At 52.0% G+C, this 18,374-nt stretch carries 16 protein-coding genes; 11 read left to right on the forward strand and 5 right to left on the reverse strand.

What is annotated here, in order from left to right; all coding sequences use genetic code 11:
* Positions 1 to 30 precede the first annotated feature (30 nt).
* From ABT58_RS16000 to ABT58_RS16015, 4 genes are all read left to right on the forward strand, one after another.
* Positions 31 to 264 (forward strand): hypothetical protein, encoded by a 234-nt coding sequence (locus tag ABT58_RS16000; protein ID WP_047875444.1) that lies wholly within the window; start codon positions 31 to 33, stop codon positions 262 to 264.
* A gap of 148 nt (positions 265 to 412) precedes the next feature.
* Entirely contained in the window at positions 413 to 2,230 is a 1,818-nt protein-coding gene (locus ABT58_RS16005) for an assimilatory sulfite reductase (NADPH) flavoprotein subunit (protein ID WP_047875445.1), read from the forward strand.
* Positions 2,230 to 3,921 carry an assimilatory sulfite reductase (NADPH) hemoprotein subunit gene (gene cysI / locus ABT58_RS16010; protein WP_047875446.1) on the forward strand — a complete coding sequence of 564 codons (1,692 nt, stop codon included), beginning with the start codon at positions 2,230 to 2,232 and terminating at the stop codon, positions 3,919 to 3,921. Before ABT58_RS16005 ends, cysI begins: the two co-directional genes overlap by 1 nt.
* Positions 3,914 to 4,675, forward strand: coding sequence for a phosphoadenylyl-sulfate reductase (locus ABT58_RS16015; RefSeq protein ID WP_047875447.1), 762 nt, complete (start codon positions 3,914 to 3,916; stop codon positions 4,673 to 4,675). Before cysI ends, ABT58_RS16015 begins: the two co-directional genes overlap by 8 nt.
* Positions 4,676 to 4,876: 201 nt before the next feature.
* Here the strand turns inward: ABT58_RS16015 and ABT58_RS16020 are convergent, their stop codons facing one another.
* Positions 4,877 to 5,386 carry a DUF2780 domain-containing protein gene (locus ABT58_RS16020; RefSeq protein ID WP_047875448.1) on the reverse strand — a complete coding sequence of 170 codons (510 nt, stop codon included), beginning with the start codon at positions 5,384 to 5,386 and terminating at the stop codon, positions 4,877 to 4,879.
* 225 nt (positions 5,387 to 5,611) lie between these two features.
* On the reverse strand, positions 5,612 to 6,232 hold the full coding sequence (locus ABT58_RS16025; RefSeq protein ID WP_047875449.1) for a BamJ family beta-barrel-assembly machinery protein: 621 nt from the start codon (positions 6,230 to 6,232) through the stop codon (positions 5,612 to 5,614).
* Positions 6,233 to 6,354: 122 nt separating this feature from the next.
* Between ABT58_RS16025 and ABT58_RS16030 the strand changes: the two genes are divergently transcribed.
* Complete coding sequence (locus ABT58_RS16030; protein WP_047875450.1) at positions 6,355 to 7,089, forward strand: LysM-like peptidoglycan-binding domain-containing protein; 735 nt, start codon at positions 6,355 to 6,357, stop codon at positions 7,087 to 7,089.
* 113 nt (positions 7,090 to 7,202) lie between these two features.
* Here the strand turns inward: ABT58_RS16030 and ABT58_RS16035 are convergent, their stop codons facing one another.
* From ABT58_RS16035 to ABT58_RS16045, 3 genes are all read right to left on the reverse strand, one after another.
* Positions 7,203 to 7,658: a GNAT family N-acetyltransferase gene (locus ABT58_RS16035; protein WP_047875451.1), complete on the reverse strand. Its 456-nt coding sequence runs from the start codon at positions 7,656 to 7,658 to the stop codon at positions 7,203 to 7,205.
* 140 nt (positions 7,659 to 7,798) lie between these two features.
* Positions 7,799 to 8,377 carry a Crp/Fnr family transcriptional regulator gene (locus ABT58_RS16040; protein WP_047875452.1) on the reverse strand — a complete coding sequence of 193 codons (579 nt, stop codon included), beginning with the start codon at positions 8,375 to 8,377 and terminating at the stop codon, positions 7,799 to 7,801.
* 129 nt (positions 8,378 to 8,506) lie between these two features.
* Positions 8,507 to 10,471, reverse strand: a complete 1,965-nt coding sequence (locus ABT58_RS16045; protein ID WP_047875453.1) for a bifunctional 2',3'-cyclic-nucleotide 2'-phosphodiesterase/3'-nucleotidase — start codon at positions 10,469 to 10,471, stop codon at positions 8,507 to 8,509.
* A 425-nt stretch (positions 10,472 to 10,896) separates the two neighbouring features.
* Between ABT58_RS16045 and cysG the strand changes: the two genes are divergently transcribed.
* Genes cysG through cysQ form a run of 6 tightly spaced genes read left to right on the forward strand, consistent with a single transcriptional unit; the run spans position 10,897 to position 17,827 of the window.
* The gene (cysG, locus tag ABT58_RS16050; protein ID WP_047875454.1) at positions 10,897 to 12,321 is read left to right on the forward strand and encodes a siroheme synthase CysG; all 1,425 of its coding nucleotides are present in this window, start codon (positions 10,897 to 10,899) and stop codon (positions 12,319 to 12,321) included.
* A 13-nt stretch (positions 12,322 to 12,334) separates the two neighbouring features.
* On the forward strand, positions 12,335 to 13,243 hold the full coding sequence (gene cysD, locus ABT58_RS16055) for a sulfate adenylyltransferase subunit CysD (RefSeq protein WP_047875455.1): 909 nt from the start codon (positions 12,335 to 12,337) through the stop codon (positions 13,241 to 13,243).
* 9 nt (positions 13,244 to 13,252) lie between these two features.
* Positions 13,253 to 14,683, forward strand: a complete 1,431-nt coding sequence (cysN, locus tag ABT58_RS16060; protein ID WP_047875456.1) for a sulfate adenylyltransferase subunit CysN — start codon at positions 13,253 to 13,255, stop codon at positions 14,681 to 14,683.
* Between the two features lie 5 nt (positions 14,684 to 14,688).
* Positions 14,689 to 16,416, forward strand: a complete 1,728-nt coding sequence (locus ABT58_RS16065) for an SLC13 family permease (protein ID WP_047875461.1) — start codon at positions 14,689 to 14,691, stop codon at positions 16,414 to 16,416.
* 25 nt (positions 16,417 to 16,441) lie between these two features.
* A complete protein-coding gene (cysC, locus tag ABT58_RS16070) occupies positions 16,442 to 17,062 on the forward strand; it encodes an adenylyl-sulfate kinase (RefSeq protein WP_047875457.1) in 621 nt (206 codons plus the stop codon).
* An 18-nt stretch (positions 17,063 to 17,080) separates the two neighbouring features.
* Positions 17,081 to 17,827, forward strand: a complete 747-nt coding sequence (gene cysQ / locus ABT58_RS16075) for a 3'(2'),5'-bisphosphate nucleotidase CysQ (RefSeq protein WP_107205193.1) — start codon at positions 17,081 to 17,083, stop codon at positions 17,825 to 17,827.
* Positions 17,828 to 18,374 lie beyond the last annotated feature (547 nt).

Consider the following 18,374-nt stretch of genomic DNA (forward strand, 5'->3'; position numbering starts at 1 on the left):
TAGAAGGTTATGCAGTAAGGAAGTGGGCATATGACATTAACTGAATTGCAGCACCTCTACAGTACCAGCGAAATTGTGGAAGCCGTGATTGAGCCGTCGATTCAGGCCAATGGTTGGATCGTCGAATTTCGCCACCGTCGCGGGGGCTTTGTCCCGTTAACTGACGGTGCTGGTAGTGAAAAGTGTTATCACGACATCGACACGGCCACCGAGCGGGCCTTTGAAGTGGGCTTTCATCAAGTCCGGATTGCGGACACTTTCTGATCCCAACACCGTGTAAGGGCGGAAGGATCAGCCTTCCGCCGCCACGGTTATCCTTCCAAAAAGTTATAAAACATTCTTATCTATTCTTTCTTGTTATTTCCTTGAGTAGCTAATCTAACCCTACGCAATGTATAGGGATCGTCGTGTCATGTTACTAAAGGAACTTTCAGCCCTGGCCAGCCCGTTGAATGATCAAAAACTCGATCAGCTTCAGCAAGCCGCCAGCGAGCTTTCGCCACAGCAGCTGGCGTGGATCAGTGGATATTTTTGGGGACTCAGCCAAACCGCTGTTGCGGGTGAGGCACAGCCAGCCGGTCTGCCGGTTGCCGCTGTCGCCAGCCAGCCAGCCGGTAAGCTGACTATCATTTACGCCTCTCAAACCGGTAACGCCAAAGGGGTCGCACAGGCTCTGAAAGACGAGGCGGATGCGGCCGGTATTGCGGCCGAGCTGTTCTCGGCCGGTGATTACAAAGGCAAAAACCTCGCCAAAGAAACCCATGTCATTATCGTGGCCTCTACCCACGGTGAAGGGGAAGCCCCGGATGACGCTATCGAGCTGCATGAATTCTTACAATCGAAAAAAGCGCCGAAGCTGCCGAATCTGGAATATGCCGTGATTGGCCTAGGGGACTCGAGCTACGAGTTCTTCTGTCAAACTGCCAAAGACTTTGATACTTACCTAGCCAAGCTGGGTGCCAAGCCGATGCTGGATCGTCTGGATTGTGATGTGGACTACGATGCTCCGGCGGCCACATGGCGTGCGCAGGCACTGGAAAAAGTGCAGGCAACATTGGTCAAAGCAGATGCCCAAGTGGTGCAACTGCCCGTCGGCCAAGCCGCTGCCGCGCCGTCTGCATTCAACAAGCAAAATCCGTTTGAAGCTTCGCTGCTGGTGAGCCAGAAAATTACCGGGCGCAACTCCGGCAAAGACGTGCGTCATGTGGAAATTGACTTAGAAGGCTCAGGCCTGACTTACCAGCCGGGTGATGCGCTGGGCGTGTGGTACAGCAACGATGCAGAGTTGGCAGCGGCGATCATCGCCAAAGTCGGGCTGAATGAGGATGACACGGTTGAGGTGGACGGCCAGTCGGTTTCGTTAATACAGGCGCTCATCAATGACTATGAAATCACAGCGGCGAACCCGCAGTTGGTGACGCGTTATGCCGAACTGTCAGGCAGTAAGAAGCTGGCCAAGCTGGTGGAAGACAAAGACAAGTTGCGTGAGTATGCCGCCAATACTCAAGTGATTGATGTACTCGGTGAGAAGAAAACCGTCTTGGATGCTGCGCAACTGGTCGGCCTGCTACGCCGCTTAACGCCACGCCTGTATTCCATCGCATCGAGCCAGGAAGAAGTGGGTGAAGAAGTGCACCTGACAGTGGGCTTGGTGGAATACGCCAAAGGGGAAGAAACCCGTCAGGGAGGCGCGTCCAGCTACTTAGCGCAGCGTCTGGAAGAAGGCGACAGCGTGAAGGTGTTCGTGGAAACCAACAACCACTTCAAGCTGCCGGCCGATGACAATACGCCAGTGATTATGATTGGTCCGGGCACCGGTATTGCGCCGTTCCGTGCCTTCGTGCAGGAGCGTGATAACCGCGACGCGGCGGGCAAGAACTGGTTGTTTTTTGGTGACCGTACCTTTACCGAAGATTTCCTCTATCAGGTGGAATGGCAGAAATACCTCAAGAGCGGCATTGTGAACCGCTTGGATGTGGCCTTTAGCCGCGATCAGGTTGAGAAAGTGTACGTGCAGCACCGCTTGCTCGAGCATGGTGCCGAAGTGTGGCAGTGGCTGCAAGACGGCGCGCATGTGTATGTGTGTGGGGATGCCAACCGCATGGCCAAGGATGTTCATGATGCCCTGTTGACCATTGCCGAGCAGCAAGGCCAGCAAACCCGTGAGCAGGCGGAGCAATATTTGAATGATCTGCGTAAGAGCAAGCGTTATCAAAAGGATGTGTACTAATGAGCGAACAAAAATTATCAGATAACGAACGTCTCAAGCGCGAAAGTAACTTCTTACGTGGCACCATTGAAACCGATCTGAGCGATCAGATCACCGGTGGCTTTACTGCGGATAACTTTCAGTTGATCCGTTTCCACGGCATGTACCAGCAGGATGACCGTGATATCCGCGCCGAGCGTGCTAAGCAGAAACTGGAACCGCTGCATAATGTCATGCTGCGGGCCCGTATGCCGGGCGGGGTGATCACACCGACCCAGTGGCTGGCTATCGACAAGTTTGCCGAAGCGCACACCCTGTACGGCAGCATCCGTTTGACCACACGCCAGACGTTCCAGTTTCACGGTGTGCTGAAGCCAAACATTAAGTTGATGCATCAGACCCTTAACCAGATCGGCATCGATTCCATCGCCACAGCAGGGGATGTGAACCGAAACGTATTGTGTACCACCAATCCGGTTGAGTCTGAACTGCATCAGGAAGCCTACGAGTGGGCGAAAAAGATCAGTGAGCACCTGTTGCCGAAAACCCGTGCGTATGCCGAGATCTGGCTGGATGGGGAAAAGCTGGAAACCACCGATGAAGAGCCGATTTTAGGCAGCACCTACCTGCCGCGTAAGTTCAAAACCACGGTGGTGATCCCGCCGCAAAATGATGTGGATGTGCATGCCAACGATCTGAACTTTGTCGCGATTGCCGAAGAGGGCAAGTTAGTCGGCTTTAATGTGCTGGTGGGCGGCGGATTGGCCATGACCCACGGGGACAAATCCACGTACCCACGCCGTGCCGATGATTTTGGTTTTGTGCCATTGGAGAAAACACTGGACGTGGCTGCCGCCGTGGTCACCACGCAGCGCGACTGGGGTAACCGTTCTAACCGTAAGAACGCGAAAACCAAGTACACCCTGGATCGTGTCGGCAGTGATGTGTTTAAAGCGGAAGTGGAAAAACGTGCCGGTATCGCCTTTGCGCCAAGCCGCCCGTATGAATTTACCGATCGCGGCGACCGTATTGGCTGGGTAGAAGGTATTGATGGTAAACACCATTTGGCCTTGTTCATCGAAAATGGCCGTTTGTTGGATTACCCGGGTAAACCGCTTAAAACCGGTGTGGCAGAAATCGCCAAAATTCATCAGGGTGATTTCCGTATGACGGCCAATCAGAATTTGATCGTCGCAGGCGTGCCAACGGCAGAAAAAGCAAGGATCGAAAAGATCGCGCGCGATCATGGTCTGATCGACGACGGTGTCAGTGAGCAGCGTAAAAACTCCATGGCGTGTGTGTCGTTGCCGACCTGTCCGTTGGCGATGGCGGAAGCGGAGCGCTTTTTGCCTTCTTTTGTTACCGATGTGGAGCAGATCTTGGAAAAACACGGGTTACCGAAAGACGACAACATCATTTTGCGTATCACGGGCTGTCCGAACGGGTGTGGTCGCGCCATGTTGGCGGAAATCGGCTTAGTAGGTAAGGCGCCGGGGCGTTATAACTTCCATCTGGGCGGCAACCGTAACGGCACCCGCGTGCCAAAGATGTACCGAGAAAACATTACCGTTGATCAAATCCTCGAAGACATTGATCAGCTCGTCGCGCGCTGGGCCAATGAACGGGAAGACGGTGAAGGGTTCGGTGATTTCACCATTCGAGCTGGCATCATTGCGCCGGTCGAAGTCTCAAAGAGGGATTTCTATGCCTGATGTGAACTTTTCACAGTTATTACAGCAAAGTAAAGTCGACCAAATACTGCAACTGGCGGCCATCAATGCCGAGTTAGAAGCCATGACGGCGCAACAACGGGTCGCATGGGCGCTGGAGCACCTGCCGGGGCAGTTTGCGCTGGCGTCGAGTTTTGGTATTCAATCGGCCGTCATGCTGCATCTGGTCACCCAAGTACAACCGTCGATCCCGGTGATTGTGACCGACACCGGTTATCTGTTTCCGGAAACCTATCAGTTCATAGATAGCCTGACCAAACAGCTTAATTTGAACCTGCACGTGTACCGTGCCGAGCAAAGTGCAGCCTGGCAGGAAGCCCGTTTTGGCCAACTGTGGACGCAGGGGCTGGAGGGGATCAAACAGTATAATCGTATCAACAAGGTTGAGCCGATGCGTCGTGCCTTGGATGAATTGCAGGTCAGCTCTTGGTTTTCAGGGTTGCGCCGTGAGCAGTCAGACACTCGAGCCTCACTGCCGGTACTGGCGATTCAAAATGGGTTGTTTAAGTTCTTGCCGCTCATTGACTGGACCAATCAGGATATTGAGCAGTACCTGTCGGCCCATCAGTTGCCGTACCACCCGCTCAAAGCGGAAGGGTACTTATCAGTAGGTGATACCCATACCACGAAGAAGTGGGAGCCGGGGATGAAAGAAGCCGATACGCGCTTTTTTGGTTTAAAGCGTGAATGTGGCCTGCATGAAGACGATGTGGAAGCGGACGGCTCTGGGATTTGATCGTACTTATCGCCTCTGAGCAGATGTTAACTAGACAGTGATGAACACTGACGGTTAATTTGTATCGAAGGGTAGAGTGGTAAAAAAGCCTTACTGTATGGCCAGTAAGGCTTTTTTTTATGTGTTTTCTTTTGTCAGTAACGGATTTTAACCTGTGTCTGACAGAACAATCTGGCTGTGGCAGTAATGTGCTGCGCGTGATTATTCTGCGTCAGGGGCGGGCACACCTTCACCTTGTGGTTGCATCCAGACTTTACCGAGGCTGTCGAGCAGACCGGCACTGGCCCCTTGATCGCCCAAAAATTGCATCACGAGCGGTACAAACTGAGTCACCATGCTGGCATCCATCCCCAAGGCGGAGAAGATTTGGTTGATGGTATCCATATTGCCGAGCAGGGCACCCAGACCGGCTGGCAGGCTATCGGTTAAGGCTTCCGCGCCAGGGATCATCTTGGCCAGTTCAGTGGCTTGTTCTCCACCCAGTTGGCTCGAGGCGATAGACAGCAGCGCCCCGGCACCGCCAGCGGCTTGTTCCGGAGAAATCCCGAGCTGTTGGGTGAGCACATCGGTCAGCGGGTTGTTAAGAGCCGCTTCGACCTTTTCTTCCTCACCGCCGCCCCCGAACAGATCCGACAGGCTAAAGGCTGAAGCGGTTGTAGGAATGATCAGGCTAAAGATAATCAGTAATGTGGACCAGAATGAACGTGTCATCACTGTCCTCCTTGTGATGGAATAAACGGAATAGGACTCATCTTGCTGTAGTAAGACTAGTCAGGAATGTGGCTAGGATACCAAATTAAAATGCAAAAAAATGATGAAGGTGTAAATAGGGGAAATCGCAGGTGTAAACTTGGGTAGGATAGGGAAAGCGTGTCTGACTGGGGGCAGAAAGAAAAAACGGCACCGAAGCGCCGTTTTGTCGATAAGTCGAATGACTTACAGGATGTCTAGAAGCTCAACTTCAAACACAAGTGCTGCATATGGAGGGATCGCTGCACCTGCGCCGCGCTCACCGTATGCAAGGTCTTGAGGAATGTACAGTTTCCACTTAGAACCCACAGGCATCATTTGTAGGGCTTCAACCCAACCTTTGATTACGCCAGTCACTGGGAACTCAGCTGGCTGGCCGCGAGATACAGAGCTGTCGAATACAGTACCGTCAGTTAGCTCACCGTGGTAGTGAACACGTACTTGCTTGTCTGCAGTTGGGATTTCACCGTTGCCTTCAACCAGTACTTCGTACTGTAGGCCAGATTCGGTTACTGTTACTTCAGGACGTTGTGCGTTATCGTTTAGGAACGCTTCGCCTTCTGCAGCCGCTGCTTTAGCTTGTTCTTGACGTGCCGCTTCTGCTTGAGTATGTAGTTCACGCAGTGCGTTGTTGATGTCATCAACTTCGATTTCTGGCATTTCGCCAGCTAGAGAAGTTGCGATACCTTTAGCGATAGCAGCTACGTTTAGACCTTCTAGGCCGCTTTGTGCTAGCTGCTGGCCCATTTGTAGGCCGATACCGTAGCTTGCTTTAGTTTCTACTGTATCCAATTTTACGTCAGACATGGTGTCATCTCTTTGGTAGAGTGAATAAAGCAAGCAGGATAACAGTTTCTCCCCCCGAGGGTAAACCATTGTAACAAGCTGTCGATTGATAGCGTGATTTGGAAAGCGCTGGAGAGTTGAGTATGGGACAGGCCAAACGCCGTTCAAAGAAGCAAAGTGAGTTCTCATGGCCCCGTATTGCCTTGGATAAAGCCGTCTTGGGCAGAATGAAAGCCGCGTGTCTGGAAAAAGTCGCGCCTGTCAGGTCGCGCTGGCAGGGGTTACCGACCTTTCACCGCCGCGCGCTGATGGTCTTGGTGCCGGTGATGGTGATTGTCGCACTGTTACCGAGTGAGCCGCCGGCCTTGCCCGATGACGGTCCGATTCGTCGTGAGCTTACTCTGGATATCAATACCCGCCCTGAGCCTGTGGCGGCAGGTGATCGAATGATGGGGGAGCGTCAAGAGCCGGCCTCGCCTGAGCGTCCTATTCGTTTACCGCGTGAGTCACGCGTGATCCCGCTGGTGGATGTGAGCGATGAAGTCGCCGCCAAACCGGCACCACAGGTGAAACCGCAACCGAAGCCTGTGCGTCAGGAGGCGACGCAAAGCAAAGACTGGCAGCGTTACCAGGTGAAGTCCGGTGAAACGCTGGCCAATATCTTCCGGGATAAATCCCTGCCGCTGTCCGATTTGTACGCCGTGGCGGCGATTGAAGGCCAAGACAAACCGCTTAGCCAGATCAAACCGGGACAGTGGTTGTTGTACCGTCAGGCGGGTGATGGCCAGCTGCAAGCCTTGCTGATTGAAGGTAAAGACGGGGAGTCGGTAGGATTCTCGCGCAATGCAGAAGGGAAGTTTGTCCGTACCCGTCAGTAAATCCTGTCTTAAACAGTCGTGAGGATCTCGTCCCGATACAGGACGACTGACCATGAATGAAAAAGCCACCTTGTCCGGTGGCTTTTTTTGTATCTATTGTCCGTGCTTGCCGATTAAGCGGATTTGCTCAGGCGCATATCAATGTGCGGAATACCGTCTTCCAGATATTCTTCAGAACAGGCAACAAAGCCGTAGCGGCCATAATAGTGCTGCAAGTGCGATTGCGCCCCGATTTCAATGGTGTGCCCCGGCCATGCTTGCTCCGCTGCCTGCAACCCTTGGCTCAGCAGTTGGTGGCCCAGGCCTTGCGCGCGTGCGTCGGGCGCGGTGGCCACACGGCCAATACTGATGTGATCATAGGTGACCCCTGCCGGCAGTAGGCGTAAATAGGCAACTAATTTATCGCCTTGGTAGCCCAGCAGATGCCGAGTGCCGGTGTGACGGTCATGGTTATCGAGATCCGGGTAAACGCAGGTTTGTTCGACGACAAACACATCACTGCGCAGCTTCAGCAGATCATAAAGCTGATGGACGGAGAGTTGTTCAAAGTGCAGGCACTGCCACTGCATGAGGATTCCTTGATATCAAGAGCGGGACTGCGCTCAGTATAATGGGGTTTGACTTTGCTGGCCTTTACAAAAGGCAATTGATCATAAGAAAGCTGGGCTATGCGTGTTGTGGTTTTTTTCTGTTGTGACTATTTCTGCTGTTAACGGTTGTCATCATCGTGTGCCAAGCGCTTACGGATACGGCTTAAGCTGGTGGCGGTGATCCCCAGATAAGACGCTAATTGTTGATCGGTGATGCGTTGGCACAGCTCAGGAAAGTGCTCACCGAACAGGGCGAAACGCTCTTCCGGCGAGTGCAACAGCATGAAGCGCTCTTTGTGCTCTTTAAATTGCAGTTGGCGCTCCAGCAGGTGTTGGTACAGCGGGTGATGCTGTGCACGCCATTGTTTGATCACCGAAAGGGGGATCGCCACCAACTGGCTGGCTGACAGGGTTTCCAGCAAAAACGGGGAAGGGGCATCGTTGGTCAGGCTTTCAAACCCAATCAGCATCTCCTGCTCCCAGTAAAACTCTTTGCTGAACTGACGGCCATTTTCGGTCAGGTAACAGGCATGACATATCCCATCAACCAGAAAGAAGGCGTGTTCAACCGGCTCGCCTTGATGCAGCAAAATATGTCGGGTTGGAAGTTCCAGCAACGTGGCATCGGCCAGCGCCTGATCAATGGTGGCCTGATCGGCGCCGTGTTGCTGAAGAAAATGCGAAAAGGCCGATTGCATGGAATGCCCTCAGTGTTGTCTTGAGTAGGTAATGGGGTGGTCATGGCATTGAAAGCCGTTTTCAAACAGCATATCAAAAAAATGCCGTCGCAAGGGCGACGGCATGATAGGCGTAACGTAAAAGAGGACTTACTTTTGTTGCAGATCGATGCTGTAGAGCGCAAAGCCCACGCTGTCGGTACCGATTTGCTTCATTGGGTACTGGCCTTTCTCTTTAATAAACTGGGCCGCTTTCTCACTTGGTGAGGTTTCAAACGTGATCGTCAGTGGCTTATCACTCTTCAGTGGGGTGAAGTGCCAGTTGTTATCCGCGCTTGGTACCACTTGGCCTTTTTCTTTACTGATGCGAGAGATGTAATCGGCCACCACGGTGCGGTTTTCATCCGGCGAGGCAAATGCCACAAACGCTTCACCGGTGCCCGCAAACTTGCCGCTGTATGCGCGGTAGTTGTTGGTCGCGATGATAAATGGCTGGTTTGGATCTACCGGCTTACCGTTAAAGGTTAAATCTTTAATACGTGATGCTTTGTTGTTGATCAGCTTACAGTCGCCGTCGTAACGGGCTGGTTGTGAAATGTCGATGTTGTAGTTCACACCGTCAATCACATCAAAGTTGTACGTACGGAAACCGTCCCAGTTGATCAGGCCTTGTGGCGCTGTGCTGTTCAGGTCGATTTGGTTGAATTGTCCCGCAGAACACTCCAGCCATTCCTTCACGTCTTTACCGGTGACTTTCATTGCCACCAGGGTGTTCGGGTACAGGTATAAGTCCGCCGCATTACGGAAGGTCAGCTGACCGGATTCCACTTCGGTGTAGTTCGTTGGATCGTTACCGCGACCACCGGCTTTAAACGGTGCAGCCGCAGACAGTACCGGAATACCGTCCAGATCCGGATCGCCCTGGATGAAGCGCTCAACGTAGTCTTTCTGCGCCAGACTCACAATTTGTACCGTTGGATCGTCTTGCACCAAGGCCAGGAAGCTGTACATCACATCGCTGGCTTTACCGATAGGCTGGTTCACGAACTCACGGGTGCCTTTATGATCGTCCTGCAGTGCGGCGACCATCTTGGCATCGGCTTCAACCAATGGCTTGCCTTTGTACTTGTCAAAGATAGGACGCGCTTCGGTTTGTGCAGCGGTGACTTTCCAGCTGTCACCGTCTTTATCCAGCACCAAGTCCATCACGCCCAGGTGATCACCCCAGCGGCCCGGCATCACAGCGGCTACGCCATTGATGGTGCCTTTCTCTACGTCAGTATTTGGCAGATTCGCAAAGGCTTTGCTTGGGAATACCGCGTGAGAGTGACCAAAGGCAATCGCATCGATGCCTTTTACTTCCGTGAGGTAGTACACCGAGTTCTCAGCCATCACCTGGTACGGATCAGACGACACACCAGAGTGCGGGATCGCAACGATGATGTCTGCGCCTTCTGCTTTCATTTGTGGCACAAACTTTTCAGCGGTTTGTTTAATGTCTTTGGCTTCTACTTTGCCTTCTAGGTTCTTCTTGTCCCACACCATGATTTGCGGTGGCACAAAACCGATGTAACCGATCTTCACTTCGTGCTCGGCACCGTCGGTGTCTTTGAAGGTGTGTGATTTGATGATGTACGGCGTAAACAGGTTCTTACCGGTTTTCAGATCGTACACGTTAGCATTCACGTAAGGGAAGTTCGCACCGGCCAAAGAGGCGTTCAAAAAGTCGAGGCCGTAGTTGAATTCGTGGTTACCCAGGTTACCCACATCGTAGTTCAGCTGGTTCATGGCTTTGTAGACCGGGTGAACGTCACCGGTTTTCAGGCCTTTGGCTGCCATGTAGTCGCCCATCGGGCTACCTTGGATCAAATCGCCGTTATCAACCAACACACTGTTGATCACTTCCGCTTGTGCTTCTTTGACCAGTGTTGCCGTACGCACCAAACCGGTTTTCAGGGTTGGCTTGTCTTTGTAGTAGTCGTAATCCATCACATTGGTGTGGATATCCGTGGTTTCTAGAATACGAAGTTTGATGGTTTCCGCTGTCGCCGGTCCGGCAAGCGTCAGTAGGCCGCCCAGGATCGCGATAGACAAAGGGTGCGCGGGTAACTTCATGATTGACTCCATGATGAATAGGAACAGGAAAGCGTGCATAAGGTAACAAAACTACGGGCAATATTTCGTGATGGCATAGCGGTATTGTGTATTAGCTCTCGTTTTTCAGCGTGTATGGGCGAGCCGTGGAGGAAACGGCCAACCAATAACGGGCAAACAAAGGGAAAACAGACACCGTCAGACTAGGTGAATAAGGCATAGCATAGTCAAAAAAAGCCTAACCCATCGAAAGGGAAGGGATAGCGACAGGTCAGAATGCTGCGTAATGTCGCTTTCACCCTATGATTGGGATGCAAAAATCTAAATCACGATACGACCCTTTAACGCGAACTTTTTGGAATAAAAAATGAAATTTTAGAATTTCAGGTCATATCCCCCCGCCTCTATAGTGCTTCTAACTGATGGAGATTGTGGGGCACCGAAACATGGATTACTTGCCGATATTTGCTGATTTAAAACGCCGCCCGTGCTTGGTCGTGGGAGGCAACGAGATTGCCTGGCGTAAAACGCGCATGCTGTTAAAGGCAGGGGCGGATGTCAAAGTGATAGCGCCTGAGTTATCCGCAGAGTTTCAGCACGCCATTGCAGAAAATCAGATTGATTATCTGGGGGAGACTTTTCAACCCGAGGATCTCGATGGGATCTTTCTGGCTATCGCCGCCACGGAGCGTAAGGCGCTCAATGCCTTAGTGTACCAGTCAGCCAATCAGCGTCAGGTGCTGGTGAATGTGGTGGATGACACGCAACGCTGCAGTTTTATTGTGCCGTCGATTGTGGATCGCTCCCCGATCATCGTGGCGATTTCCTCCTCGGGTAAAGCGCCGGTGTTGGCTCGTTTGTTGCGAGAGCAGCTCGAAGCCTTATTGCCGCATCATCTTGGCACCATGGCAGAAATGGCCGGTCGCTTCCGTTCGCGTTTAGCCCAAAAGGTCACTGCATTTTCAGCCCGTCGCCGTTTTTGGGAGCAGGCGTTCTCAGGCCGTTTTGCCTCACAAGTGGCCGCCGGGGATCTGGCTCAAGCCGAACAGACGTTGGAAGATCTCTCTAACGGTATTGAAGATCGCGGTGAAGTGGCCCTGATTGGTGCGGGACCGGGCGATCCCGGCCTGCTGACCCTACGCGCCTTGCAGTTGATGCAACAGGCCGATGTCGTGCTGTATGACTATCTGGTGTCTGATGACGTGATGGATTTGGTACGCCGAGATGCCGAATGGGTGTGTGTGGGCAAGAAAGCGGGCTTTCACAGTGTGCCGCAGTCCGAAACCAACCGTTTGATTGTGCAGTATGCCGAGCAGGGTAAGCGCGTGGTTCGCCTGAAAGGCGGGGATCCGTTTGTCTTTGGCCGGGGCGGGGAAGAGCTGGAAGTGCTGTTTGACCGCCAGATCCCGTTTGAAGTAGTACCGGGGATCACCGCCGCAGCCGGGGCCACCGCCTATGCCGGGATCCCGCTGACCCACCGTGATTACGCCCAAACGGCCATGTTCGTCACGGGGCACCTGAAACCGGACGGTAAGCAATTGGATTGGCGAACACTTGCCCGTGGTAACCAGACGTTGGTTATTTATATGGGGCTTATGAACTCACGTGATATTCAACTACAGTTAATAGAGCATGGGCGCGCCCCAGACACCCCAATCGCCATCATTGAACGTGGCACGCAACGTGCGCAAAAAGTCTTCAAAGGTCAGTTAGATGGCCTAGCAGAATTAGCTCAACAGGCGGAATCGCCGTCACTGATTGTGATCGGTGAAGTCGTCAACCTTTCAGAAAAACTACATTGGTTCGGAAAGCAGGAACAGCCTTTACAGAGCGCGACACGTCAGCCGACGGCCGTTGTGAAGCTGGCTTAGCATGGAGAGAGTAATGGACCCGAAACGACTTACCCACCTCAAGCAGCTCGAAGCGGAAAGTATTCATATTATCCGCGAAGTCGCAGCTGAATTTGATAACCCCGTCATGATGTATTCCATTGGTAAGGATTCATCGGTGATGTTGCATCTGGCCCGCAAGGCGTTCTACCCGGGTAAGATCCCTTTCCCGTTGTTGCATGTCGATACGGACTGGAAATTCCGCGAGATGATCGCCTTTCGTGATCGCACGGCAGAGAAATACGGTTTTGATCTGATCGTGCACAAAAATCCAGAAGGGTTAGCAATGGGCGTTGGGCCCTTTACCCACGGCTCGTCCAAGCACACCGATATCATGAAAACGCAAGCGCTGAAGCAGGCGCTGGACAAGCATGGCTTTGATGCCGCCTTCGGTGGTGCCCGTCGTGATGAAGAAAAATCCCGCGCCAAAGAGCGTGTGTATTCGTTCCGCGATAAGAACCATACCTGGGACCCGAAAAATCAGCGTCCGGAGTTGTGGAAAACCTACAACGGTCAGGTGAACAAAGGGGAAAGCATCCGAGTGTTCCCGCTGTCGAACTGGACGGAGCTGGATATCTGGCAATACATCTTGCTCGAAGGGATTGAGATCGTACCGTTGTACTTGTCGGCGGTGCGTCCGGTGGTTGAGCGTGATGGCATGCTGATCATGGTCGATGATGACCGTATGGAGCTGCAACCGGGCGAGAAAATTGAACAAAAGAGCGTGCGTTTCAGAACGCTGGGCTGCTATCCACTGACCGGGGCCATTGAATCCGAGGCCGATACTTTACCGGGCATTATTGAAGAAATGCTGGTGGCCACCTCCAGTGAGCGCCAAGGACGGGCGATTGACCATGATCAGTCAGGCTCGATGGAGTTGAAGAAGCGTCAGGGATATTTCTAAGGAGAGACAATGAACAGCGTAATTGAACAACAAGTGGCTGAGCTGGGCATTGATGCCTACCTTGACCAACACCAACACAAATCTCTGCTGCGCTTTTTGACCTGTGGTTCGGTAGACGATGGCAAAAGTACCTTGATTGGCCGCCTGCTGCATGATTCTCAGCAAATTTATGAAGATCAGCTGGCAGCGATCCATGCGGACAGCCAGAAAGTGGGCACGACCGGCGATAAACCGGATCTGGCGCTGCTGGTGGACGGTCTGCAAGCCGAGCGTGAACAGGGGATCACCATTGATGTGGCCTACCGTTACTTCTCGACCAAGCAGCGTAAGTTCATCATTGCCGATACCCCGGGACATGAGCAGTACACCCGTAATATGGCCACCGGGGCATCAACCTGTGATGTGGCGGTCATTTTGATTGATGCTCGTAAAGGGGTATTGGATCAGACTCGTCGTCACTCCTATATCGCCAGTCTACTGGGCATTCGCCATTTTGTGGTGGCGGTGAATAAGATGGATTTGGTCGACTTTGAACAAGCGCGTTTTGAATCGATCCGTGATGACTATTTAGCGTTCGCGGAAAAGCTCAATGCCGATATTGATATCAAGCTGGTGCCGCTTTCTGCCTTAGAAGGCGATAACGTGGTGGATCTGAGCGAGAAGATGGCCTGGTATGACGGTGAGTCACTGCTGTCCTTGCTCGAGACGGTTGATATCAGCAGTAACCGCCAAGCCGGTGAGTTCCGTTTCCCAGTGCAGTACGTTAACCGCCCGAATCTCGACTTCCGTGGTTTCGCCGGCACCATCGCATCGGGCTCGGTGAAGGTCGGCGATAGCATCAAGGCGCTGCCATCAGGTAAAACATCCACTATTGAGCGTATTGTGACGTTTGACGGGGATCTACCGTCGGCGTTTGCAGGTCAAGCTGTGACGCTCACATTGGCCGATGAAATTGATATCAGCCGTGGTGATACGCTGGTCTTGGCGCAAAGCGAGGTACCACTGAGTGAGCAACTGCTGGCCGATGTGGTCTGGATGGCGGAATCACCGTTGGAAGTGGGTCGTCAGTACGATATTAAAGTGGCAGGTAAGAAAACCGTCGGGACGTTTACGGCAATTCGCCATCAGGTGGATATCAATAATCTGCAGACATTCTCCGTGGAGAGCCTACCGCTCAATGGTATTGGCCTGTGTGAGTTGAACCTGACCGAGTCGATAGCGGTTGATGCGTATAAGCAGTGCCCGGATACCGGCGGCTTTATCATTATTGATCGTTTGACGAACGTGACAGTAGGGGCGGGGATGATCCGCGAAGCCTTATCAGCCCCTGTGCCAGAAGGCCGTACCGATATTTCCGCCTTTGAAGTTGAACTGAATGCGTTGATCCGTAAGCATTTCCCACACTGGGATGCGAAGGATATCAGTAAGTTGTTGGGGTGATCATGATGCAATGGGAACAAGGGATCGTTCTCGCCATGCTGATAGTGATCGTGACTTGCTTGTTAACGTCACGGATCAAGCCCGCCTATCTCTTTGCAGGGGCGGCGTTTATCGGCTTTCAGGCCGGATTAATTGATTTACAGACGTTGGCTGGTAATTTCACCAATTCATCACTGTTGACCTTGGTGCTTTTGATCCTTGTTTCTATTGCGTTAGAGAAAACCCGTTTGATCAGTTGGGTGGGCCGTCAGATCTCCTATGGTGGCCAGTCGACGGTGGTGGCCAAGTTGGGATTGTCCACCGCCTTCCTTTCTTCTTTTACCAATAACACCGCCGTGGTGGTGTCACTGATTGGCGCGGTAAAGCGTAATCAGCGTCATGCGCCGTCGCGTTTGCTGCTACCGCTGTCTTATACCGCGATTTTAGGCGGTACTCTGACCTTAATTGGTACCTCGACCAATTTAATCATCAACAGTTTTGTGGAAGATGCCGGTTTACCCAGTTTGGGGTTCTTTGCGCCGACCTCGATAGGGTTAGCGGTGCTGGTGATTGGCTTGCTCATTTTGATCCCGTTGAGCTATTTATTGCCGGTTTACGATGAACATGGGCAAGATGACTTACCGTACTTCCTAGAAGCCAAAGTGGATATGCAGTCGCCTTTGGTGGGTAAGACGGTGGCAGAAAATGGCTTGCGTGCTTTGCGCCGACTGTTTTTGGCGGAGATTTTACGGGATGGCAAAACAGTAGCGCCGGTCTGTCCGGATACCCGTTTGCAGGCTGGGGATAGGTTGCTGTTCTGTGGTGATGTGGAAAGTGTCACCACGCTACAGGAAATCAATGGACTGACGTTATTTGGCCAGCACCATATGAATGGGCAGTCGATGCTGGAAGTGATTGTCAGTCAGTCAGCCGGTATTCGCGGAAAAACCCTCAAGAGTGTCCGTTTCCGTGAGCGGTTTGATGGTGTGGTGGTGGCGATCCGTCGTGGTCATGAACGCTTAGCGGGAGGGCTGGGTAACATTGAATTGCATGCGGGCGATACACTGGTAGTGGTACCGGGCAAGACTTTTGAGCAGAAGAAGCAGCAGCTGAATCGTGAATTTGTGCTGATCAACGGCTTGGATTCCAGTGCGCGTCTCGACAGCCAAAAGAGCATTGCGGTGTTATTGGGCTTTGCTACCGTGATCGGTACGGCGTTGTTGGGGTGGGTGCCAATCATCAAGGGACTGGCCGCGTATCTATTGGTGTTGGTGTTAACGGGCATTATTACGTTTCCTGAATTACGCCGACGTTTTCCGGTCGATATCGTGGTGATAGTGGGCTCGGCACTGTCATTGGCGCAATTGATGCTCTCGAGTGGCTTATCAGAGCGCATGGGCGATATGTTAATGCAGGCATTTGATGGCTGGGGGATCTACGGTGCGCTGGTGGCGGTTTACTTATTGACGCTGGTATTGACTGAGTTAGTTACCAATAATGCGGCCGCTGCGCTCTCTTTTCCCATTGCTTACAGCTTGGCGGTCAGTTACGGGGCAGATCCGATGCCCTTCATTATGGCGATACTGTTTGGTGCCAGTGCCAGCTTTATCTCTCCTTATGGTTATCAAACCAATTTGCTGGTTTACAGTGTGGGTAATTACCAGCTCAAAGATTATTTACGCATAGGTTTACCGATCTCCTGTGTCTATTCAGTGGTGGTGTTATCCCTGATCCCACAGTTGTTCCCTTTTTAATGATTCAAAACAAACGGAGTTGGCGATGACGACAGCAGTGCAGTCACATGACGATGAGAATGTTGTGTGGCATTCACACCAAATTGATAAAGCGTTCCGCGCTGAGCAAAAGAAACAAAAGCCTTGTGTGTTGTGGTTTACCGGTCTGAGTGGCGCCGGGAAATCGACTGTAGCGGGGGCATTGGAAACACGCCTTTCTGCTCTGGGGTATCACACCTATTTGCTCGATGGTGACAATGTCCGTCATGGGCTGTGCAAAGATCTCGGTTTTTCAGCCGAAGATCGACGTGAAAATATTCGCCGTATCGGAGAAGTGGCTAAGCTGATGGCGGATGCGGGATTGATTGTATTTAGTGCATTTATCTCTCCCCATCGTCAGGAACGACAACTGGTCAGGGATATGTTGGCGGAAGGAGAGTTCCTCGAAGTGTTTGTTGATACCCCGCTGGAAGAATGTGAAAAGCGTGATCCCAAGGGGTTGTATAAAAAAGCGCGGGCAGGTCAAATTAAGCACTTCACCGGCATTGATGCAGAATATGAACAGCCTGAGGCAGCAGAAATTCACCTTCAGGCCGGGAATGTCTCGGTCGATGCATTGGTTGACCAATGTTTAGCTTCGCTCAAACAGCGGAGTATTGTTGAATAATCACAAGGAGTGAGACGCGTGGGAAGTCAACTTGATGCACTTTATGAAATCGCAATAAGTGCAGGGCAAGCAATCATGGCCCGATACCATGGGCAGGTACAGATTGCAGAAAAAGCCGATCATAGCCCTGTGACAGAAGCAGATCTGGCGGCGAATGCGATCATTCTTGAAGGGCTGGCAGCGTTAACTCCGGATATTCCGGTTTTGTCTGAAGAGTCTGAGCACTCCACATGGGAAGCGCGTCAGTCTTGGGAACGCTTCTGGCTGGTGGACCCGTTAGATGGAACCAAAGAGTTTTTACGTAAGAACGGTGAATTCACCGTTAACATCGCTTTAATTGAACAAGGCAAGCCTGTCATGGCCGTTGTCCATGCCCCTGCTTTAAATAAAAGCTGGCTGGGTAATGGTAAACAAGCTTGGTTAGTGACGAAGGCGGGCAAGGAGCCAATCAAAACCAGACCCGCCACAGTACCGACAGTGGTAGGCAGTCGTTCTCACCCGAGTGCGGGGCTCAGTGAATTCCTCGACAAACTGGGTACGCATAAAATGGCGGAAGTCGGTTCTTCCCTGAAGTTCTGTTTAGTGGCAGAAGGTCGTGCGCAATATTACCCAAGGCTGGGGCCTACCATGATGTGGGATACTGCTGCTGGGCAGTGTATCGCGGAGAGTGCGGGCGCGCAGGTCCTAACGGTTGATGGCGAACCCTTACACTACCAACGTGAAAATCTGTTAAATCCTTTCTTTGTTGTTTCCCTGCCAAGATAAAGCACCGTTTGCAGATATAGAGATAGGGGGGGACTTCCCCCTATCTTTGCAGCAAAAGACGGACACTCAACTATACTTTAAAGCCTGCAGAGCCACTGAACGTCGAATTAATCATCACTGCGGTGCGGGTATTTTAGCTACATTGTCTTTTTTGCTCCCTTTATGCCGTGAATGCCATCAGTTGTGTGTTTTCTAGAGTAAAAGTAATTGCTATATCGCAAGTGCTCTCTATAATGCGACCACATCAACAGGGACAGCTTCTTAGTAAGCTATACACAAGCTGTGTATAACTTGTTGGTGAATTGCTGGTAATATTTTCTGTCTCATTTGAGCTTGACTCGGTGAGTGTTTTGATGAAGAATTGCTGGCCTTGGATGAGAGAAGGTTGAATAAACCTCAAAACAAAAACTTTTGTTTGCTCAAGCCTTGTCGCAAGAGAGTTTGATAAAAATTAATTTCAAATTTCTTGTTGACAGTGAGGTTTGCGGTGGTAAGATACGCAGCCTCGACACGGCGCACTGCGCTGAGTCAACGTTCTTTAACAATT

The organism is Photobacterium aphoticum (genome assembly GCF_001029435.1).
Lineage (GTDB): Bacteria > Pseudomonadota > Gammaproteobacteria > Enterobacterales > Vibrionaceae > Photobacterium > Photobacterium aphoticum.